Below are 21,366 nucleotides of genomic sequence, written 5' to 3'. Positions count from 1 at the left end.
CCATTAAATTTAAAGGTGTGCTCTCCGCAAAATGTGCTTAGTTACGGAGTAAGTCGTGTGAGTAAAAATCCCAAAAACCTTTATTTATCGGTGTTTGAAGAATTTTCTTCATCAACACGATTAGAAGAGCGATTGGAACGCTTTCTGCGCCCTAAATCTGTTAATTTCTGGTTAGAATTTTCATTTTTCGAAACTGTTTTTTCAAAAGCATAACTTTCAAATTCAGCTTCAATATCTGTTATATTTTGCCCATATTTGGTTAAGCTATTCAAAAATGGTGCACGACTATCTCTAATTTTTGGCTTAGGTGGGTAGGTTTTGCCAATAATCCAACGGTAGGTATTTGGTGAGATTTCTGTTCTGATATATGCCCAAAATGGTGGTAAGCTGTAAAAATCTTCTTTATCAATCTCTAGAGTATATTTTGCCATTTCGCGAGCTTCATCAAGATTTAAGCCAAAAACAATTTCATTCGCAACATTAGATTCAATTCCAGCTTTTAACTGGAGCGACATCTGTGCAAGATGCTGGAAGCCGATATTCCAGCCAACATTAAATTGACGAGATTGCGAAAGTGCTTCATCTAAGTTAGCGTTAGGGATTCCTAAGAAACTTGGTGTTTCATCAATATAGATAAAGATCGATTGGCGTTTGCTTGGCTCAACTGACGACTGGCGTAAAATTAACATCCAGAGCATGGAAGTGATTAGGCTACCTATGAGTTTCGCAGACTCTGAACCGATTACCGATTTATTTAGTGGAATCAATACGATTTTTCGGCTTTTGAAGATTTCTGCAAGACTGAAATTTGGATTAGTCTGTCCCAACATTGCTCGAAGTTGTGGGCGAAGCAAAAACTGGCGGAATTTATTCAAAATGGGGTTTAACATCTGGTGACGTTGGGCTTCACTAAGCAGTTCAAACCAGTTCCAGAAACTTTCCAGCCCAATAGGGTCTTTTAACTCTTTTAATAGTTTGTTTCGAAAGGACTGATTGGTGAGCAAACTTGGTAACATGACTAAAGAAGTGTTTGGAATTCTAGCAAGCGTTAGAAAACTGTGCGATAGAATATCCAGTGAGTAAATCCCAAAGTGTTCAGGATATAACCCTTTAAACAGTTCCAGTAGATAGTCTGCGATAACTTCTGGCTCGATACCGTGCTTAGTGAGTTCAAAAGGGTTTATACCAACAACTCGTTTGGCGGTTGGTGAGATGACTACTATATCTTCATCGTGTTCAGTTGGTGTACGCTCTAAGAGTTCATGAGTGAGTTGACCCTTAGCATCTACCACAACCATACTGTGATTTTTCGACTGTATATCTGATAAAATCAAGTGACTCATGGCGGTGGTTTTCCCGCAACCTGTTGAGCCGAGAAAAACGGTGTGCTTTTTGCCAGCTTGAGCTGGAATTTGAATTGGTCTTGATTGACTTTCAACCGTTTGTGCCAAACTTCGCTGAGTTTTCCGATTAACATTGTAGCCCAAAGGCGGCGCTACTAATTTAGGGTGAACATTTGGCACACCTGCAATATTTTCTTCACCAATTGGCAGAAGTAGGAAACAAGCGAGGTCTGAAACTCCCAAGCTATAGGGATAAGCCCAAGAAGGTTGTGCTTGATTAAGTTTTTGGATAGCTAATGGTTTTAATTCAATGGTTGCATTTGATTCCATCATGCGAAAACTACTAAGTAGGCTGCCAAGAAATTCCTTTGTTCGCAAAATACTGCGAGATTGGACACCAAGGCGAATTTCACACTTAAAAGTAGATTGGTTCAACTTTTGGCGCATAAGCTTCTTGGAGCTTTCAGATAGTTCAGGAATATTGTTGGTGATTACTTGATACCACTTAGCAGATAAATTAGGTAGGTCTTTTGGTTGAGGGCGAGGTGGTGAGCCTGCACCAATGACCAACTGAACAACCACTGTCTCATCTGGCTGAAGTATTTTTGAAATTGCAAGGCTTGAACGTATCATGTTTTCTACAGAGTCCGTTTTTAAAGCATAGTGAGATTCTTTGATATTCACTAACCGCGCAACCGAAAGTTTTTCACGTTTTAAGACTCTTGAAAACTGAATAGTTCGGTGCGATTGAATCAGCTGGTGAATGTGTCGTTTGTCCTGTTCTTCTGTTCCTAACAGATAACGCACACGATTCTTAGATAATCGAATTTCAAAAACAACCGCTTTGCGCCGACTTAGCCCCACCAGTTGACCCAACATAGACTTCACATCATCTATCTTAAACGGGCGCATCCAGCTGAATTCACTCCAAGATAAGGCTTCAAACTTACGTCTCATATTTACCTCCAATCTTTAGATTTAATAAGCTGAAAGGCAAACCAGCCAATGAAAACAACCACAGTCGCCAAAACCAAGAACCACCAAACTTCCAGAATTAGTTTAACCGCCCAGTTGATAAGCCAAGCACAAGCAACAAATCCAAGAATATATGCCACTAGTTTTTTCATAGTTGGTCTCCTTTCTGCCTTCATTTATACAAGAAAATTAGGTAAAAGTTAAATTTCGCTTACCTCAGTTTTTGAAGCGATTGGAATGAATTGTAAGCAATGAAACAGTAGTATATTTGAACATATTTTGACCATTTGTCTAGTCTAAACAATCCTTTTATTTTCTTGAAATTTTTCGCATTTCTGCTTTAGCGGCCAAGAAAAGTTGATTGATTTCTTGCCGTTTTTCCAGAAATTCCGCCAAGGAAATTTCTTCTTCGCTATAGTGCTTTTTATCTGCTTGTTTTGGTTTTTCGAACCAATCCCAAAGAAATACAGCAACAACGATAATCATAAAAGCTATAAAGTAATCCATCATAAAGCTACCTCATTTCATCTTTTCAGTAGCGTAATAAGTGAACGCTTTTAGAATATAATCTGTATATGCTTTAGCTTCTGGCGTATTTTTGAGGATTTCAGACTGAGTAAGCGCCAGATTGCCCACTTTATATAAAATATCGCTAGCGAGAAGCTCCAAGACTTGATTATCTGCCATCGCTTCACTTAGTGTTTTAGCTACTTCTAACTGAAAGGGGCTAACAAGTTGAGAAAGTTCTACTTTTGGGGTTGATTTTTGAATATGATTCATGAGATTTCTCCTTTAATTTTGATATAATTGTTTTAAGTTAGCTAACTTATGGCTTTATTATAGAAAAGCCCAAGCGTGATTTGTTGCCAATAATTGTGCTAAAATCTTGCCAGTTTCGGAGGTGCTTGATGTTTGATATTCCTAGTCTATTTTCTATTGTTTTAAAACACGCCAATAAAACGACTTGGTCTGATAGAAAAAAAGTTAGCGTGGGCTTATCATTCGTCTTACACGAAGACTCTTTGGCTTATCTAGCGGACACAAGTTTCAATAAATTGTTTACAGGACAAAATAAAGGACGAACCCTTTACGGGATCGTCCGAGATGAGATAACAGAAAAAGGCTTTTCCAGCTACATCTTTCAAGCTGAGAAGCGATTGAGCGACACCAACTATAAAGAAAATAAGTTTTTGTTGTCTGATACGATAGAAGATTTTTTTGACCTAATAGAAGAATCGCAAAATCTGCCAAAGGCCGTTTTATTAGGCTTGAAGCAGTCTTACAAACTCAACCACCAAGACCGACCTTATCTCTTTCTGGCTGAGTGTTTATTTTATGTTTTAGCTTGNCAGCACGACAAACAGCAACAGTATATTGAGCCGGACTTTAGCCAAGAAACAGAAGTTGTTTCAAAACCATTAGAAGAGCTCGTGGCACGAGCTAACGGTTATTCGAAGCGCATTACTCAAGACTTAAACCGTTTTTCAGAAGAAGAACTCCAACTGTTCAGAAAAATAGCTCCTTTTACTTTTTATGACAATTCTTTTGATGAGTTTTCAGGCGAAGCTGTTTTAGACCACTACTTAATCTCACATGCTGATTTTTTGGATTTGTTCACTAAGTATGGTGTTAAAGGCAATGAAGTTTCACGCCTGATTGAATATGGTTTTATTTCTGGTGGTGGCAGACATGAGATAATTGTGGAAAAGGGAGAACTATCTGGTTTCCAAAATGATAACCTCGTCTTAACCTTCACCACTGAATCTGACGAAAGAATAACGTTTGAATATAGCGCCTTCCACCTAACAGATACCGCCAAAACCCTGATTGATATTTTGGAGATTGAGGCTAATGATGAGTTTTTTAAGGAGTTGGGGGAGGAGTTTAAAAATAAGGTTAAAGGATTACCTATTGATATAGAAATATTGGGTGTGGATGAGTTTTAGATGAGACACTCTTCATACACTATTTTTGTGACAGAAATGTTTCAATGTCATAAAGCATACGATAAAAAATGAACTTTTAAATGAGCTTTAGAATTGAAAGTTCTATGTCAAAACTAATTTCAATAATTTTTCAACAAAACTGTTGACACAATTACTTAAAGTCTGTATAATAGATTAAGTTATCTCAGGTAGCTATAAAATATATGCTTTTGAGATAAAGAAAATCCCAATGATAGTTCGAGTATCACTGGGAAGAAGATTTCTTATTTTTAGTTATCAGCCTTATAGTTAACCAACAATAGAACGACAAGACTGATTTACACTGGTGTCACCACTTTTTAGTGGTGATTTTTTCTTTTACTTGGTGAAGCTTTATTCCTAGGTTTAGTATAGTTATTACCCTTTCTAAGCCAAGTGGCCATCAGCTCTTTTGAATTTCTGGTTCTTCTGTTAGAATTGATAACCAAGAATGTAGAGCAACAAATAATTAGTGAAATAACGACTATCACTACACCTATTACAATAAGATTTTCGAACGGTATTTTTAATATATGACCAGAGACTATGCTGCCAATACTGCCAGCACCTGCTGCAGTTAACATTGATTTTATTTTTTTAGCCGTTCCATCCTCACTTTCGTTAAAATAATGTCGGTTGGAAAAAATAAGAAATCTTCAGTGTTACTAATATAAACCATATTCTTACACTTTGTCAATAGTAGTTTATTATTTGTAACAGATTTTAATTTTTCTGATAGTTTCTTGAAAGTTCCATTTCGGAATCTATAGACAATATAGCCAAAGAAACTGAATAACACTTTAAACAAACAGCTAACTTAGTTGATAAAAATGATGAAAAAATTAGAGAAATTTTCATAGAGCATTCTCGTGANGTAGATGAATTTAAACACAATCTTGAACAATGGCGAAATAACAAAGAGACATTTATAAAGATTTTAGAAGATACCTATGAGAAAAAATTACAGCTTGAAACACCTGAAAAATTATGGAAAGAACGATTGATAATTTTTAATGCTTTATTCAGTAAAACAGAAACTGGCCTTGTTAAGACAGATAACTCTGGAGAATCTGAAGCATTACTAGCTTTACTTTCTAAGACTATAAAATAGAGATAGTTATTTTAGCCGTCTTTTAATGTTTAAAGGTATATAAACTCAGATTGTTTAGACTATTAGGTGTCACACTGTTTTTTCTTTTTTTGCAATTCATGGCAACATCGTGCACTAAACAATATACTATCAATACGAACATTACATAACCTATCAGACTTGCGAAAACCGCGAGTCTTTTCTTTTATCTAAGTTTTCTTCTAAAATATAGCTACCCTGCTACAATAGTAAAGAAAGGAGAAATTTTGACAAATCATCACAAGAACAAATTAGAAAATATCAAAACAATAACTATCGGCTATGCTCGCGTTAGCTCAACAGATAATCGGCAAGAATTGGGTTTGTCTGTTCAAAAAGAAGCTCTCAACTTCTGCGACAAGCTCTATATAGAAAAAGATTCTGGTGGCAATCAAGAACGCCCACAGCTTGAAAAAGCGTTAAGATTAGCTAAAAATTACGCCAAACAAGGCGTTAAAACTAATTTTGTAGTTTATAAGCTGGACAGATTAACTCGCAAAATGTTTCACCTCTCTGCTATTATTGAAGATTTAACCAAGAATAACATTCGTCTACAATCTATTCATGAAAATATTGAGACGGATTCTTTAACTGGTAAATTCTTTTGCTTAATGCTGGGTTATGTAGCAGAATGGGAGCTTCAAGCGATTTCAGACCGAACAAAAGATGGATTACGCAAAGCTAAAGAGCGAGGCGTAAAACTAGGAAATAAAGGGTTACCTAAAGATACCGAAAAACAAGTAATTGAGCAATACCTACGAAAAGAATTATCTGTGCGCAAGATTGCGAATCAGCTAAATATTTCCACCGCAACCGTTTATAATGTGCTAAAGCGCAATGGTATTCAAATAAATAGAAAAAATCACCTATAATTAATTGACAAACACCTTAAAAAAGAGTAAACTGAAACCGTAAAAGTGTTTTAAAAGACGGTCGTTTCTTAAAACAATCAAAGTTATCAATAAGAATATTTAAAATGCTGATTTAATAAGGTTTTCGTTACCTTGTTAAATTGGCATTTTTATTTTTTTCATTGTTTTAGTTGACGACCGTTCACTAAAACAAGCTCAACCCCTATTGTAGCAGGGATTTTTAGAGATAAAACAAAACAAAAAGAGGTAATTTATGGAGAGGATAGCTAAAAATATTGCTAAAGTTACGATACTTTTGTTTGCTTTTATAACTTTAAATGCTTGTACGTCAGAAAAAAGATTTGTAGGTACTTGGACTACAGATATATTTAACCAAGGAAATACAAGAAAAGATGCCCAAAGCATGATAAATTCATTAGCAGGCAATGAGCTAAGCGGTAATATCTTATCTATGCTTATGAATGAGTTACATTTTAACGCTACTATGGAAATTAAAGAAGATGAAACTTTAGTTATGGATAGTGGAATGCTATTTGATGCAACTTGGAAAAAGGATGGTGATAAGATAATCATTGATGGCGCTAATATCTATGGAGTTGCTACTCTTTCTGAAGACCAAAATACACTATATTTTGAAAATATCATAGATAAAAATGCGGAGCAGGCTAATGGTATTACTATTGGTAGCAACTCAATAACATTTGAGTTCAAACGTGTTAAATAGATGGAGGAATATATGGAAAATAGTTGGAGTATGGTTGTGTTTGGTTTTGTAATTATAGCCCTACCGTTCCTACTTATAGTGAGTGTAGCAACTAAGTTTTCGGGGGTCCAATCATTTGGAAGAGCACGCTCTAAAGGTAATAAAACAATCTCAGAAAGCGAGGCAAGTAGCACCACTATGAATTATATTCATCCGAAATTAAAATCTAGATTAGTGATTTTAGCTCTTTGTGTTATATCTTTCCTATTCTTTGGATTTAAAGGAAATGGTGAAGTAAATTACTATGGAGCAAATTTTGAAGTAGGTTCGGTATTTTATCCTGAGTCATATACTTCTTATGGTTTATTTAAGGGGTTATCCAATGAGCTAAATAAGTTGGTAGCAAAAAAGAGACATTCTAGTTTAGTAGGTGTATTAGTTTCTTTTTCTATAGGCGGAATAGTCTCTTATTCTCTATGGAAAGATGATGAATTTAAGGAGTTACTCATTGAGTTACGAAAATCTTAGATAGGAGAAAATAATGGAAATTATTATTGGATTGGTTATGCTTTTCATACTTGCTTACTTTTATGGAAAATTTGAAGATTTCCTGAATTTTATTTTTAGTGGTATCTTTGGATTTATATCAGGAAAATATAATGACAGTCTAGATGAATACGAAAAGAAGAAAAATGACGATAAATAAGATAATTTAAAAGCTAAGACTGGTTTTGTCTTAGCTTTTTATCATTATTATAAGGTATGCGAACTCAGATTATTTTTAGACTGCTGAGTGTCAGACTATCTAGAGGGCGACCTTTTCGGAGATTGTTATGAAAAAAAGGTGCGGAACTATAGCTATAACAGCTGCTCATCTGTTAAACTAAAGGACTCCTTCTATCAAATAAAGTTAAGAGGTCTTCATTTGATGATTCTAGTATACTGCACCATACTTAAAAGAAGCTTAAGCTGGTTTTAGTCATTATTTTACTAGAATAGCTAACGTTTCATAGGGTTTCAAGGTCATGGTCGCTGCTACTGCTGTCTCCTCGTAATTCGAAATCAGCACCTGGCCATTTTGATAGTCTGGTAGGATGTCCAACGTAATCGGATCAGCATAAAAATTGTTAAGGACTAAAAGCTTTTGTCCTTGCCACTCCCTCTCAAAGGCATAGACCTGGGGACTGTCTTCATAGGCTGGCTGATAGCTGCCTTCTGCGATGATAGGCAGTTCCTTACGCAGGGCAATCAATTTCTGATAAAAGGTAAAGATTGGTCCCTTGATTTCATTTTCCACATTGATGAGAGGATAGGATTTGCCCGCCTTCAGCCATGGAGTTCCTGTTGTAAAACCTGCATTGACTGAATCATCCCACTGCATAGGCGTTCGAGAATTATCACGAGATTTAGCCTTGATGATCCTGAAGGCTGCTTCTGGCGATTGACCTTCAGCAAGCAGACTCTGGTAAGCATTGAGAGACTCGACATCCACATAATCTTCCATGGAGTCGTAGTCAGGGTCCACCATACCAATCTCCTCACCCATGTAGATATAAGGCGTCCCTCGCGACAGATGAATACTGGCTGCCAACATGGTCGCCCCTTCATTGCGGAAATCCTCTACATCGACAAAGCGATTGAGAGCTCGCGGCTGATCATGGTTGTTCCAAAAGAGGGCTGACCAGCCATCATGATCGCTCATTTCCTTGCCCCAAGTATGGAAGAGGCGTTTTAACTCTTCAAAGTCAAAGGACTTAAGGGTCCACTTCTGTCCAGCTTCATAGTCCACCTTGAGATGATGGAAATTAAAAGCCATAGATAGCTCCTGCCGGTCTGGTGCGGTGTAAAGGATACAGTTTTCAATCGTCGTAGCACTCATTTCGCCAACCGTCATAATGGAAGCATCCTGCCCGAAGGTCGCTTCGTTCATCATACGCAGATAGTCATGCACAATTGGCTTATCAGTATAGGCTGGCTTGCCCTCCTGCTCTGGACAGTCCGTCAGCACCTCATCTTTTCCAATGACATTTATGACATCAAAGCGGAAGCCCTTGACTCCTTTGTCCCGCCAAAAATTCACCACTTTAAAGAGCTCTTGACGAACATTGGGATTGCGCCAGTTAAGATCAGCTTGAGTCACATCATAGAGATGCAGATAATATTTGCCCGTATCGCCAAATGGCGCCCAGGCACTGCCGCCAAACTTGGACAGCCAGTCCGTCGGCTCATCCCGCAGGATAAAGAAGTCCTGATAGTAGGAATCCCCAGCCAGCGCCTTTTGGAACCACTCATGTTCAATCGAGCAGTGGTTAAGAACCATGTCCAGCATAAAGTCAATACCATGCTGCTGGCCAACCTTGACCATCTCTTCAAAATCTGCCATATCTCCAAAGATAGGGTCAACAGCAGTATAGTCAGAAATATCATAACCATTGTCCCGTTGCGGACTCGGATAGAAAGGATTGAGCCAGATCATGTCCACTCCCAGCTCTTTCAAGTAGGGAAGTTTTTCAATAATCCCGCGAAAATCTCCCAAACCGTTGCCAGTCGTGTCTTTAAAAGATTTTGGATAAATTTGGTAGACAACCTTTGTTTTATCAAGTGTCATATTTTCTCCTTTTTTGATAAAAGGGAGGGGCTCAGAGCCGCCATCCCATGAGTTAACTATTTTTAGATGCGTTTTGCTGTCATCAATTGATCACCGCGTTTGATATGGCTAGGATATTCTCCACTTATATCTGCTACAAAAGCATCCTGATTGGTGATAATGACAGGTGTTTCTGTCACGAGACCTGCAGCCTTGATGACATCCATATCGAAGCTAATCAGTTTTTGTCCAATAGTCACATGATCGCCTTGCGCAATATGGGCTTCAAAGCCCTTGCCATCTAGACCGATCGTATCCATACCGATATGCATAAGCATTTCCACACCTTCGTCCGATACGATACCGACGGCATGTTTGGTTGGAAAGAGAACAGTCACCGTACCGTTCACAGGTGACACTAACTCACCTTCACTTGGCTCAATCACTAAGCCTTGGCCCATTACGCCAGATGAAAATACTGGATCCGCTGCCTGACTAAGTTCTTTTACTTGACCCGCAAGAGGACTAACGATTTCTACTGGTGCGACAATCTTTGTTTCCTGATGAGCGAATTCTGCTTCTTCTTGAGCTGCAAATTCTGCTTGCAATTCTGGATCTTCCTCTGTCTTCGTTAAGAAGCCTGTCTTGTGGAAGAAGAAAGTCAGGAACATTGGTACAAGGATTGCTACAAGCATAACTCCTGCAAATGGAATCATATATTTTGCTTGGATAGAAAGGATACCTGGTAAACCACCAATACCAATAGCATTTGCCGTTATATTAAAGGTTACAGAAAGCAGACCCGCAATAGACGAACCAATCATTCCCGCAACAAATGGATAAACGTACTTAACATTGACCCCAAAGAGAGCAGGCTCAGTAACACCAAGGTAAGCTGAAATGGTTGCAGGCAGGGAAATTTGCGCTTCCCGCTCATCATGGCGTTTCATAAGGTAATAAGCAAATACAGCTGAGCCTTGAGCGATATTGGACAGAGCAATCATTGGCCAAAGACCAGTACCACCGGCATCAGCTACCAACTGAGTATCAATCGCATTGGTCATATGGTGAAGACCTGTGATAACAAATGGTGCATAAAGAGCACCAAATACTGCGCCAAAGAGCCATTTAACTGGACCGGTTAAACCTGCAAGAACAACTGATGAAAGCCCCTGACCGATTGTCCAACCGATAGGACCCAAGACTGTATGAGCCAAGATCAAGGCTGGAATTAATGATAAGAATGGCACGAAAATCATAGATACCACTTCTGGAATATGTTTCCGCCAGAAGATTTCTAGATAAGACAGGGAAAGTCCTGCTAGCAAAGCTGGAATAACCTGCGCTTGGTAACCGATACGATTAACAGTAAAGAAACCGAAATCCCAAACCCAATCCTTAGCAATTTCCGATGCTGGTGTCGATGCCACTGCGTAAGCATTGAGCAACTGCGGTGACACCAAACAGATCCCCAAGACAATACCCAGAATCTGGCTAGTCCCCATCTTACGAGAAACAGACCAAGTGATTCCTACTGGTAAAAATTGGAAAATCGCTTCACCCGGAAGCCACAAGAAATGATTGATCCCAGCCCAGAATTGAGACACTTCTGTGATGGTTTTCCCATCCAACATAGACCAATGAACGCCTTCAAGAACATTCCGAAATCCGAGGATCAATCCACCGACAATCAAAGCCGGAATGATTGGAGTGAAGATTTCAGCTAGAGTCGTCATGACCCGCTGAACTGGATTTTGATTACTCTTAGCTGCTGACTTGGCTGCTTCTTTGGAAACACCCTCGATACCTGATACAGCTGTGAAATCATTATAAAAAATCGGTACGTCATTTCCAATAATGACTTGGAACTGCCCAGCATTGGTAAAAGTTCCTTTTACGACTGGAATGGCTTCAATGGCTTTAACATTGGCTTTCTTTTCGTCACCAAGTACGAAACGCATCCGAGTCGCACAATGAGTGACCGCTGTGACATTCTCTTTGCCGCCAATCGCCTTCAGCAAATCTTTAGCTTCCTTTTCAAATTTTCCCATTTGACTTGTGGCTGGAAATCATCCAGCACTCTCCTTATATTTTTGATGTAGCTAGTTTCTTAACTAACTTACAAACTCAATTGTAATCGATAACAATATTGTATGCAACTTGTTTGTTGTAAAAAGGAGGAATTTCTGCTAAAATTTTGATAGTTGTATGGTAAAGATAATACAAGTGAGGGTTTTATGAAGAAATACAAACAATTATTCAAACAACTTGAAAGAGATATTTTAGGCGAAAAATACCAGCTCGGTGACTTTCTTCCTAGTGAACATCAGCTGATGGAAATCTACCAAGTCAGTCGGGATACAGTTCGCAAGGCTTTAGCGCTCTTGCAAGAAGAGGGACTGATCGAAAAAGTACGGGGGCAGGGCTCCAAAATCGTCAAACAGGAACAACTAGACTTCCCTGTTTCTAACTTAACCAGTTATCAAGAATTAGTGGCACAGCACCAGCTTCAGTCCAAGACCAATGTCATCAGCCTTGATAAAATCACTGTAGATAAAAAGCTCTCAAAAACAACTGGCTTTCCAGAGTACCGCTTGGTTTGGCGCATTGTTCGGCAGCGAGTGGTAGACAATATCGCTTCTGTCTTAGATATTGACTATTTGGATAAAAGCTTGGTGCCAGATCTAACCAGAGAAATCGGAGAGCATTCTATCTATGCCTACTTAGAAGAAACCTTAAAGCTTAACATTGCCTATGCCAGAAAAGAAATTACCATCGATCATGTTAGTGACCAAGACCAGATCCTTATGGACATTGGCCGAGACCAGCATGTCGTTTCTATCAAATCTCAGGTCTATCTAGCTGACGGTTGCCAATTTCAATACACAGAGAGTCGACACAAATTAGATAAATTTCGCTTCGTGGATTTTGCTACTCGGCAAAAAGAATGAAGTCTTGATTCAGCGAGCATAAAAAATCTCCTCTGTCAGCTAAAATCTAGCGAGCAGAGGAGTTTTCCTGTTCTTTGGTTTTTTGTTTAGTTTTATATGTTTTTTATATTTAGGAGATGATATGAAAAATGTATGAAATTCTTATACGAGAATCTATTTCTTGCTTCTATTGCTAGTACTGGTTAGGCTACTTCGTTTAGCTTGGAGCGAATGAATGATTTCTGATAGCTTACTTTTACTTTATATGTCATTGGACTGTCCTCATTTCTTATTTGTTGAGACTAGTATAAGACTTTCAGCTTAAGCATTCCTTATAAAAATCTTGCGGAAAACTTAAAACAAAAGAAGCTGAATTTATTTTTCAGCTTCTTCATCTTCTTCAATCATTTCAGATATTTCCACTTTCACCTTAGTGACACGGCCATTTTTAACCTTGTCATTGGTCAAAATCAGTTTTTTATTCTGGCTTTCCACTTCATAGCTGAGCCGCTCTGTTGGATTTGGAATGGTTCCAACACCAGTCAGATAATAACCAGCAATAGTATCCACATCATCACTATCGATTTCAACTTCAAAATATTCATTAAAGTCATTGAGGGTCATCGTTCCTAAAACAATGTAGGTATTCTCACCGATTTCATGAACCTCGATAGCAACCTTGTCTGTTTCGTCTTCGATTTCACCGACGATTTCTTCCAACAAGTCTTCGAGCGTCACGAGACCTGCCATACCACCATACTCATCCAGCAGAATCGCCATTTGATTTTGGGTATTCCGGAGAGATTTAAGCAAATCATCCACAAAAATCGTTTCAGGTACAAAGAGCGGCTCTTGCAGAATCTTGCGGAGGTTTAGATTGTCGAATCCATTAGCGAAGGCTTCATTTAGCAAGCGCTTGGTATGAATCAAGCCGATCACATTGTCCTTATCGCCATCATAGACAGGAATTCGTGAGAAATTTTGCTTGAGGATACTTTCAATAATTTCCTTGGTATCATCCTGAATATCAACCATAAAGGCATCTGTCCGTGGCACCATGAGTTCACGCGCCACCATTTCATCCAGCGAGAAAATCCCCTGTAGCATTTCGATTTCATCTGCATCCAGCGTCTCCTCACTATTGGTCAGCATGTACTCAATCTCATCTCGGGTCATTTTTTCATCCGCATCATCAAACTTCATCGGCGTCATCTGACTGAGAAGATTGGTAGAAGCTGAAAGCAACCAGACAAACGGACTGACAATTTTCCCGAGGAAGATAATCACTGGTGCAGTCCGAATAGCCAAACTATCCTTAAGATTCATAGCGATTCTCTTAGGATAAAGCTCCCCTAAAACAATAGAAATATAGGTAAGGAGGGCAAGAGCCAAGAAACTAGCAACTGCATGTGCCGTTTTGGAATCACCCATCCAAGAAGCAAAGATTTTCCCTAGATTATCCGCAAAGCTTGCCCCCGACAGGATATTGATGACAGTGATACCGACCTGAATCGTTGACAGAAAGTTATTGGGACTTTCAAGAACTTTTAATAAACGAATGTATTTGACATCGCCTTCTTCGGCTTTCTGCTCGACGCGAGCTCGATTGAGCGACACCATCGCCATCTCAGAAGCTGAGAAAAAGGCATTTAGTAAGGTTAAAACAAATAGCAGTATTGCTTGCAATAAAATACTCTGACTGCCAGGGTCTTCCATGGATTCTTCTCCCAAAAATTATAATCAACTTTGATTATAACATATTTTTGGGATTCGTGCACAAGGATTTATTAGAAAGCGTTTTGCAGATTAATCCTCTAAATCCTGCAAGACTTTTTCTAGCCGAGAAATAGCTCCAACAGGCAGGGCTGTCTCAGGATATTTCTGATTAAAGGCCAATAGGAAGTTTAAACGGACCTGCATTCTTTCACGAATGAGCTGTCTGTACTTGTCGTCAAAGCTTGGAACAGCATAGCCCTTATAATCCAGGTATTCAAAGCCTTCCAAAGGACCAAAAGGCTTAAATTTAGCCCTGCCATCTACAATCTGCTCAATAATATCTAAAGATACTTCCTTTGAGATGCCTTTGCCCATGTAAAAGCCAGTATTGATAATGTAGCAAGCAACTCCTGACTCAAATAAACGACGGAATTTCCGATAATCTTCCACCAATGGATAGACTCGGAAAGGATTGGCATAAGGCTCAATAACCAAGTCTTCGTGCAAGCCAGTGACATTCTCAGCATTTGAGCGCTTGGTCATCAGGGTGCAGCCCATTGTGGAAGCCATCAGCGGATCATTGATCTTAACCAGTGGCGGCAGAGAATCATCTTTCATAATCCAGAAGATAGCATTGATGGGCTCATCAATCCGGTCTACTCGATTTGGAGTCGCAAAGCGCGATTTGACAGTCCGTCCATTCCCATTGCGGATGTCCTCTGTTACTAGCTTTTTCCGCCCATTTTCATCCAGCGTCACTCCACAATTCTGCACGGTGACAAAGAAATCCTGCTCACTGTGACCCGTAGGGTAGTCATTGGTCTTGTCAAAATAAGACGGTTCGAGGGCAATAGAGGAGCCATCCTTGACCGAGATAATGAAGGCATCGTCATGGAGAACCTTGATGTCATATTTATGGTCATGTTTAGCATGCGTCAATGTGGATTTTCCTGAACCGGATAGACCAAAGAAAGATGCAACATAGTCCTCTTTGTCCGTATTTTGCTTGAAAATTTTCAAGCCCCCGTGGCAGGCAACATAGCCATTTCTGGCCGCTGTTCCCCACGCCAAAGTCAAGGTTGCCTTTTTCAGCTCCCCGAAATAATTTAAACCCAGAATAACGGCGCAATTATGATTGGTATCAAAGTAAACCAAACCTTCTGGATAGTCTGGATGCGTCCACTTGGGATCAAAAAAGACAAAGATATCATTTTCCTCGTACTTTTTAGAAGCTCGTAGGCGATTCTTAAATTCCTCATCCAAAATCTGGAAATTCAAGAGCCAAGAATAGAGATTGTTGATTTCTTCCTGAGGAACCATCAGATGGGCGCAAACCATGAAGTCCTCATCCAGCCCCACGACTGCATCTGCCTTATAAAAGGTCCTCTGATGTGCCTGATAAACAGCACTACGAACCAGAAACAGCAAGTGCTCATCTTCCTGACGATCTATGCCATAAATTCGTCTAGCCTTGGCAGTTCGGCCGACAACCGCCCCCGAATTAGTCAATAAAACGCGGGCATAAGAAGGAAGTCCCAGCTCCTTAGTATGAATCACCGGCATGTCCAGCACAACCGTTCCAGCAGCTACCGAGGCCAGTTGATAGGCCTCTTCTACGGTCTTGATTGCCTGAACCTGATTCTCATAAAAGGCTGTCTCTACAATGGTCTTCAAGGGCGAAAAATAAGAAGAATCTTTTCTTATTTCTTGCGGAGAAAATTTACGACGTGTTACCATAACGATACCTCCTTTATGCTATTACTATTATTTTAGCATAAATATCCAATGATAGACCATAAAAAATGCAGTAAAAAAGAGAAAGGTGAGCTTTCTCCTATTTTTTTATAATACCAAATTCTTCATTCTTCTTTTGCTGCTGAGCTTCTTTGTGATTGTCATAGAGGTTGGCAAGGAATTTCACAATTTCCTTGAGGATGGAGTAGGTCGGAATCGCTACAATCATGCCCATAATACCATAGATATTACTTGAAAGAAGCAAGAGAACCATAATCGTAATAGGGTGCACTTTCATAACACTCCCAACAATACGAGGATAGAGGATATTCCCATCAATCTGCTGGATAATCAACATATAGATTAAGGCTGCCAGCATTTTATTAGGGTCAGTAAAAAAGTAGGTAATCAGCATGGGAATCAAGCCAATACTAGGGCCCACATAAGGGATCAAGTTAGCTAAAGCCGAGAAAATAGCAAATACTAAGGCATACTTGAGTCCAATAACACTGTAACCAATATAAGCTAAGGTCCCAATCAGCAAGGCATCTATCGAAATACCACTGATATAACGGGCAACGGTCGCATTGAGATTGGTCAAGAGACTTGATATATTGAGCTTATCGCGCTTGAGAACGGTCCGCTCCAACATTGGTAGGAGCTTGTGTCCATCCATCAGGAAGTAGACCAAAAAAATCGGCGTCATGATGAGAATCATGAGGGTATTGATGACAGCAGACACTACGCTACCCAGACTATTGGTAACACTATTTAAAATATTTTGCAGAATATCTACATAGGACAGGTTAAGCTGCTGGATAGTAGACTGAATATTTAAACTCTTAAATAAAGGATTTTTGGATAATTGATTGACAAAACTCTGAATTTCCCAATAGAGATTTTGTGTCGAGTTGATCAAGCTGGACAGCTGGTTAATCAAAATTGGCAAGAGGTAGATTACTCCGATTGTCACTAGACCAAAGAGTAGGAAAAGAGTGATTAAAATCCCAAAAATTCGATTGATTTTCAACTTTTTTTCGAGCAGTGTCACCAGAGGATTTGTGATATAGTAGAGAAATCCTCCCATAACAAAAGGAATTAAAATCGTATTGATAACGCTCACCACTGGCATAATCATATCTCCCATCTGGCGCCAAATGAAAAAGATAATCGTCAGCAGCAAGACTTCACTGGTCCAAAACATTAACTTACTTTTATGAAACATCTTTACTCTCCTCCAAGTTATTTTACCATAATTTATCATAAAATAAAGGTGATTTCATAAAAGAAAGAATAAAAATGGAAACATTATTACGTTCGAAGAATTTGGCTAGTCAGAAAAGATCACGCAATTCAAAATCTAAATCAGACAAATAAAAAATCACCTGAAAGCAAGAGCTGAAAAGCGGAATTTTTCAAGTGATTTTTACTATTACCTCCATCAGGAAGCAAATGGTGCAATGATAATATTACAAAAGTTTAAAATCTTAAGCAGATGATTAGCCCTTAATCGGGATTGAAATCTCAATCAAACTATTGGCATAGATCGTCCGAATGGCAGAGGCGTCAATATTCTTTTGGTCAATTTTTCGTTTCAAAAAGAATTCTCTAATTTTTTCAATTTCTTGCTCTCTGATTGCGCGATGCTTATTTGAAATGAGAATTTCGTAATGGCTAGGGGCCTCTGTGAAAATAACATCACTATTGCCCGCAGAATAAACCTCTACAAGCGTTGCGTCTGTACTTTCCAACTGATTTTTTACTAATTCTGCGTGGGTATTCGTCGTATTTATAAGCTTCATTCATTTGCCTCCTACCTTAAATCGTCGCTATTATTATAACACGTTTTTCCGGAATTGTGAATGATTGCCTGTAATTTATATCATTTTAAATATCGCAGGCTAGTTATTCTGATATTTACGCTTCCACTGCTCAATTCCCCATTTATGACTGCCACGTTTCAATTTTTCAATTGCAAGATCGACAGGAAACCATGCTAGATTATTGAAGTCTTCCAGCGGCTTTTCTACTTCCTGATAAGAAAGGGCTTCGTAAATATAGGCAGGATTATAGAAATGCGTGTCCCGATGGCGAGAATAAAAATACTCGTCCGCCTGGCCAAAGTAATCTCCTACTTGGATACTAAAGCCAAGCTCTTCCAGCAATTCCCGCTCGAGAGTAGCCAGCTGGTCCTCTCCTTCTTCCATTTGTCCTCCAGGAAGAAACCACGCACCATTAGGTGCCTGTACTAAAATAATATTTTCTTTCTTTTCATCCGGAATCACTGCGTAAACTCCATAGCGTGTCACATACTCGACATTTTCCTCATGAACTCCAAAAACTGGATGGGTCATTATCTTTCCTCATTCCTTCTAATCTTTACTACTATCATAAATAACTTATACTAGCCTGTCAAGAGTTTGAACTTATTTTTTCAGCTTTCACAAGGAAGCTTAGCCCCTTAGTTCTCAAGTAAAAAAGCCCGCCTCAGTTGAGACGGGACTTCTTCTACTAGCCATCAGTCAAACCTATTCATGTTAGACTGGATTATTTTTCTTCAAATCCTTCTGCAACTGCATCCGCAAAGTTTTCTTCTACGATGCTTGCACAGTGGTCACAGATAACTGCATGGTAGCTACGTTCTGCAGTAGTTGGATCGATACGACGGCAACGGTCACAAACTTCACCTGCAGCACGTTCAACTGTGAAGGCAACATCCTCAAAGCTAACTGCGCCTTCTGGAGCTGTACCTTCAGCGATGGTCAATTCTGACACGATCAAAAGTTGAGCCACATTGCTATCTACTGCTCCAAGAAGAGTTTTCACCACTTCATTTGGATAAACTGTCAAGTGTGCTTCAAGCGATTTACCGATCACCTTGGCATTACGAGCTTCTTCCAGAGCTTTTTGAGCTTGTCCACGGAAATCCATGAAGGCTGCCCATGTATCCAAGATTTCTTCTTGGTTAGCAAATGTTTGAGCTTCTGGCAATTCTGACAACTGAACAAAGTCTTCTGCTTCATGCTCAAGATATGACCAGATTTCCTCTGCAGTGTGAGGAAGGATTGGTGTCAAGAGTTTGGTGATTTTGACAAGAATGTCATAGAAGACTGTCTGCATTTGACGACGTTCGAGTGATTTGGCACCTTCAATGTAAACAACGTCTTTAGCAAAATCAAGGTAGAAGGCTGACAAGTCAACGTTGATAAAGTTCACCAAGGCCTTGTAGATTGTCAAGAATTCAAAGTCAGCGTAAGCATCACGGATAGTCTTAACAAGCTGGTTAAATCGAATGGTCATGTACTTGTCAACAGAACGAAGCTCATCATAAGCGACTGCGTCCTGCGCTGGGTTAAAGTCTGATGTATTAGCAATCAAGAAACGAAGGGTGTTACGGATCTTACGGTAAGTTTCAGAGACTTGACTCAAGATATCCATAGAGATACGCACGTCGTTGCTTGAGTCAACACTTGTTACCCAAAGACGCAAGATTTCCGCACCAAATTGTTTTTCAACATCGCTTGGAGCAATCGTATTTCCAAGAGATTTAGACATCTTCTCACCTTTACCATCAAGAGCAAAGCCCTGTGACAAGATTTGTTTGTATGGTGCTACGCCATGGTTGGCAACAGATGTGATGAGTGAAGAGTTGAACCAACCACGGTATTGGTCAGAACCTTCTAGGTACAGGTCTGCTGGGTATTTAAGTTCTGGACGGTTGACCACTACTCCATTCCATGATGAACCTGAGTCAAACCATACGTCCATGATGTCTGTTTCTTTCTTGAACTCGCCATTTGATGAACCTGGATGCGTAAATCCTTCTGGCAAGAGGTCTTTAGCATCACGTTCCCACCAGACAATAGAGCCGTGCTCTTCAAAGAGTTGAGCCACGTGTTCGATGGTCTCAGCTGTCATGATTGGTGTTCCGTCTTCTGCGTAGAAGATAGGAAGGGGAACTCCCCAGGCACGTTGACGAGAGATAACCCAGTCGCCACGGTCACGAATCATATTGTAAAGACGCACTTTACCCCATTCTGAATGGAATTTCACTTTTTCAATTTCATCCAAGATTTCTTGGCGGAATTTAGAAACAGATGCAAACCACTGTGGTACTGCACGCCAGATGATTGGTTTTTTCGTACGCCAGTCAAATGGGTATGAGTGAGAGATTTCTTCTTGAGCAAGGAGTAAATCACCCAGTTTTTCGATAACAGTTGGTACCACCTTGTCGTAGAACTGACCTGCAAAGTCAGGACCAGCATTTTCCATCATGATCCCGCGTTCGTTTACAGTTACAGCAACTTCTAGTCCATTAGCAACACCGACATTGTAGTCATCCTCACCAAAACCAGGCGCTGTATGGACGATACCTGTACCAGAGTCAGTCGTAACGTGGTCGCCAAGGATCACCAGCTCATCTACAGCCGTATCCCAAGGGTGGACTGTCACGATATGGTTCAATTCTTGTCCACGGTAAGTTGCTAAGACTTGTACATCAGCCCAACCAAATTTCTCAGACAAACTGTTCAACAATTCTGAAGCAACCACAAACTTACGAGTTTCACCAGCTGGTTGTACGACCACGTAATCAATATCTGCTCCAACTGTCAATCCACGAGAAGCTGTGATGGTAAATGGCGTGGTTGTCCATACAACGATATAGGTATCCGTATCTAGCACACCTTTTCCGTCTTTGACGCGGTTAGCATAGTAAAGGGAAGTTGAAAGCAAATCATGGTACTCAATTTCCGCTTCAGCAAGGGCTGACTCAGAAGACCATGACCAGTAAACTGGCTTGGCACCACGATAGATATAGCCTTTCTTAGCCATTTCACCGAAGACACGGATTTGAGCTGCTTCATAGTCTGGAGTCAAGGTCACATAAGGGTTTTCCCAGTCACCAGAGACACCCAAACGTTTAAAGTCTTCTCGTTGTTTATCTACTTGGGAAAGAGCGTACTCGCGGCAAAGTTTTAAGTACTCAACCAAGTCCATTTCTTTGCGTTTAACACCTTGTTTTGCCAAAACTTGCTCGATTGGCAGACCATGTGTATCCCAACCAGGAATATAAGGCGCATAAAAACCTGACATGGATTTTGAACGAGCAATAATATCTTTAGAAATCTTGTTCATAGCGTGTCCAACGTGGATATTTCCGTTTGCATATGGAGGTCCATCATGCAAGGTGAAATGCGGTTTTCCTTGGTTCAATTCTTGACGACGTTGGTAAAGTTTTGCTTCTTCCCATTCTTTTTGCCAAACTGGTTCTTTGGTTGGAAGGCCAGCACGCATTGGAAATGCAGTTTTCCCAAGATTCAGGGTTTCTTTGAGTTTCATTTAGTCTCCTTATAACATATATTTTTCAAAATAAAAAACCGCAGACTTCTCCTAAAGGACGAAAAATCGCGGT

General features: G+C 39.7%; 17 protein-coding genes and 1 other annotated feature (1 of these 18 only partly in view). Of the genes, 5 read left to right on the top strand and 12 right to left on the bottom strand.

The features are described 5' to 3' along the window. Window positions 1-80: 80 nt before the first annotated feature. From D8872_RS00670 to D8872_RS00660, 4 genes are all read right to left on the bottom strand, one after another. Window positions 81-2,300 (bottom strand): type IV secretory system conjugative DNA transfer family protein, encoded by a 2,220-nt coding sequence (locus D8872_RS00670; protein WP_125389599.1) that lies wholly within the window; start codon window positions 2,298-2,300, stop codon window positions 81-83. A gap of 2 nt (window positions 2,301-2,302) precedes the next feature. After that, the gene (locus tag D8872_RS10795; protein ID WP_185761359.1) at window positions 2,303-2,470 is read right to left on the bottom strand and encodes a hypothetical protein; all 168 of its coding nucleotides are present in this window, start codon (window positions 2,468-2,470) and stop codon (window positions 2,303-2,305) included. A gap of 157 nt (window positions 2,471-2,627) precedes the next feature. Further along, window positions 2,628-2,828 carry a hypothetical protein gene (locus D8872_RS00665; RefSeq protein ID WP_125389598.1) on the bottom strand — a complete coding sequence of 67 codons (201 nt, stop codon included), beginning with the start codon at window positions 2,826-2,828 and terminating at the stop codon, window positions 2,628-2,630. 9 nt (window positions 2,829-2,837) lie between these two features. After that, window positions 2,838-3,098 (bottom strand): hypothetical protein, encoded by a 261-nt coding sequence (locus tag D8872_RS00660; RefSeq protein ID WP_125389597.1) that lies wholly within the window; start codon window positions 3,096-3,098, stop codon window positions 2,838-2,840. 2,540 nt (window positions 3,099-5,638) lie between these two features. Here D8872_RS00660 and D8872_RS00640 point away from each other — a divergent pair. From D8872_RS00640 to D8872_RS10790, 4 genes are all read left to right on the top strand, one after another. Beyond that, window positions 5,639-6,283 (top strand): recombinase family protein, encoded by a 645-nt coding sequence (locus D8872_RS00640; protein ID WP_125389594.1) that lies wholly within the window; start codon window positions 5,639-5,641, stop codon window positions 6,281-6,283. A gap of 253 nt (window positions 6,284-6,536) precedes the next feature. Next, window positions 6,537-7,007 (top strand): hypothetical protein, encoded by a 471-nt coding sequence (locus tag D8872_RS00635; protein ID WP_125389593.1) that lies wholly within the window; start codon window positions 6,537-6,539, stop codon window positions 7,005-7,007. Between the two features lie 12 nt (window positions 7,008-7,019). Next, the gene (locus D8872_RS00630; protein ID WP_125389592.1) at window positions 7,020-7,514 is read left to right on the top strand and encodes an adhesin; all 495 of its coding nucleotides are present in this window, start codon (window positions 7,020-7,022) and stop codon (window positions 7,512-7,514) included. A gap of 13 nt (window positions 7,515-7,527) precedes the next feature. Further along, the gene (locus D8872_RS10790) at window positions 7,528-7,692 is read left to right on the top strand and encodes a hypothetical protein (protein WP_167320511.1); all 165 of its coding nucleotides are present in this window, start codon (window positions 7,528-7,530) and stop codon (window positions 7,690-7,692) included. Between the two features lie 276 nt (window positions 7,693-7,968). Here D8872_RS10790 and treC read toward each other — a convergent pair whose 3' ends face one another. Beyond that, a complete protein-coding gene (gene treC, locus D8872_RS00625; protein ID WP_125389591.1) occupies window positions 7,969-9,594 on the bottom strand; it encodes an alpha,alpha-phosphotrehalase in 1,626 nt (541 codons plus the stop codon). Between the two features lie 62 nt (window positions 9,595-9,656). Beyond that, a complete protein-coding gene (gene treP / locus D8872_RS00620) occupies window positions 9,657-11,624 on the bottom strand; it encodes a PTS system trehalose-specific EIIBC component (RefSeq protein WP_125389590.1) in 1,968 nt (655 codons plus the stop codon). Window positions 11,625-11,810: 186 nt separating this feature from the next. Between treP and treR the strand changes: the two genes are divergently transcribed. Further along, window positions 11,811-12,524 carry a trehalose operon repressor gene (gene treR, locus D8872_RS00615; protein WP_125389589.1) on the top strand — a complete coding sequence of 238 codons (714 nt, stop codon included), beginning with the start codon at window positions 11,811-11,813 and terminating at the stop codon, window positions 12,522-12,524. Window positions 12,525-12,878: 354 nt separating this feature from the next. On the opposite strand, the gene D8872_RS00610 is transcribed toward treR, so the two are convergent. From D8872_RS00610 to ileS, 6 genes are all read right to left on the bottom strand, one after another. Continuing rightward, a complete protein-coding gene (locus D8872_RS00610) occupies window positions 12,879-14,219 on the bottom strand; it encodes a hemolysin family protein (RefSeq protein WP_125389588.1) in 1,341 nt (446 codons plus the stop codon). Between the two features lie 90 nt (window positions 14,220-14,309). After that, window positions 14,310-15,956, bottom strand: a complete 1,647-nt coding sequence (locus D8872_RS00605) for a phosphoenolpyruvate carboxykinase (ATP) (RefSeq protein WP_125389587.1) — start codon at window positions 15,954-15,956, stop codon at window positions 14,310-14,312. A gap of 97 nt (window positions 15,957-16,053) precedes the next feature. Continuing rightward, window positions 16,054-17,178: an AI-2E family transporter gene (locus D8872_RS00600; protein ID WP_125389586.1), complete on the bottom strand. Its 1,125-nt coding sequence runs from the start codon at window positions 17,176-17,178 to the stop codon at window positions 16,054-16,056. 274 nt (window positions 17,179-17,452) lie between these two features. Then, the gene (locus tag D8872_RS00595; RefSeq protein WP_005590795.1) at window positions 17,453-17,755 is read right to left on the bottom strand and encodes a DUF1827 family protein; all 303 of its coding nucleotides are present in this window, start codon (window positions 17,753-17,755) and stop codon (window positions 17,453-17,455) included. A gap of 99 nt (window positions 17,756-17,854) precedes the next feature. Further along, window positions 17,855-18,307, bottom strand: a complete 453-nt coding sequence (locus tag D8872_RS00590) for an NUDIX domain-containing protein (protein ID WP_015605494.1) — start codon at window positions 18,305-18,307, stop codon at window positions 17,855-17,857. Window positions 18,308-18,500: 193 nt separating this feature from the next. Continuing rightward, window positions 18,501-21,293, bottom strand: coding sequence for an isoleucine--tRNA ligase (gene ileS, locus D8872_RS00585; RefSeq protein WP_125389585.1), 2,793 nt, complete (start codon window positions 21,291-21,293; stop codon window positions 18,501-18,503). Window positions 21,294-21,344: 51 nt separating this feature from the next. Beyond that, window positions 21,345-21,366, bottom strand: a binding site (T-box leader) (it continues 182 nt past the right edge of the window).

The organism is Streptococcus cristatus, from assembly GCF_003943815.1.
Taxonomy (GTDB): Bacteria; Bacillota; Bacilli; order Lactobacillales; family Streptococcaceae; genus Streptococcus; species Streptococcus cristatus_F.
This window is presented reverse-complemented; position numbering and strand designations above follow the sequence as displayed.

Excerpts from the sequence above, each read along its gene's own strand:
- D8872_RS00670 (WP_125389599.1), bottom strand. The coding sequence starts at position 2,300 with ATGAGACGTAAGTTTGAAGCCTTATCTTGGAGTGAATTCAGCTGGATG.
- D8872_RS00595 (WP_005590795.1), bottom strand. The coding sequence starts at position 17,755 with ATGAAGCTTATAAATACGACGAATACCCACGCAGAATTAGTAAAAAAT.
- treP (WP_125389590.1), bottom strand. The coding sequence starts at position 11,624 with ATGGGAAAATTTGAAAAGGAAGCTAAAGATTTGCTGAAGGCGATTGGC.
- D8872_RS10795 (WP_185761359.1), bottom strand. The coding sequence starts at position 2,470 with ATGAAAAAACTAGTGGCATATATTCTTGGATTTGTTGCTTGTGCTTGG.
- D8872_RS00590 (WP_015605494.1), bottom strand. The coding sequence starts at position 18,307 with ATGACCCATCCAGTTTTTGGAGTTCATGAGGAAAATGTCGAGTATGTG.
- D8872_RS00665 (WP_125389598.1), bottom strand. The coding sequence starts at position 2,828 with ATGATGGATTACTTTATAGCTTTTATGATTATCGTTGTTGCTGTATTT.
- D8872_RS00660 (WP_125389597.1), bottom strand. The coding sequence starts at position 3,098 with ATGAATCATATTCAAAAATCAACCCCAAAAGTAGAACTTTCTCAACTT.
- ileS (WP_125389585.1), bottom strand. The coding sequence starts at position 21,293 with ATGAAACTCAAAGAAACCCTGAATCTTGGGAAAACTGCATTTCCAATG.
- D8872_RS00610 (WP_125389588.1), bottom strand. The coding sequence starts at position 14,219 with ATGGAAGACCCTGGCAGTCAGAGTATTTTATTGCAAGCAATACTGCTA.
- D8872_RS00630 (WP_125389592.1), top strand. The coding sequence starts at position 7,020 with ATGGAAAATAGTTGGAGTATGGTTGTGTTTGGTTTTGTAATTATAGCC.
- D8872_RS00635 (WP_125389593.1), top strand. The coding sequence starts at position 6,537 with ATGGAGAGGATAGCTAAAAATATTGCTAAAGTTACGATACTTTTGTTT.
- D8872_RS10790 (WP_167320511.1), top strand. The coding sequence starts at position 7,528 with ATGGAAATTATTATTGGATTGGTTATGCTTTTCATACTTGCTTACTTT.
- treC (WP_125389591.1), bottom strand. The coding sequence starts at position 9,594 with ATGACACTTGATAAAACAAAGGTTGTCTACCAAATTTATCCAAAATCT.
- D8872_RS00605 (WP_125389587.1), bottom strand. The coding sequence starts at position 15,956 with ATGGTAACACGTCGTAAATTTTCTCCGCAAGAAATAAGAAAAGATTCT.
- treR (WP_125389589.1), top strand. The coding sequence starts at position 11,811 with ATGAAGAAATACAAACAATTATTCAAACAACTTGAAAGAGATATTTTA.
- D8872_RS00600 (WP_125389586.1), bottom strand. The coding sequence starts at position 17,178 with ATGTTTCATAAAAGTAAGTTAATGTTTTGGACCAGTGAAGTCTTGCTG.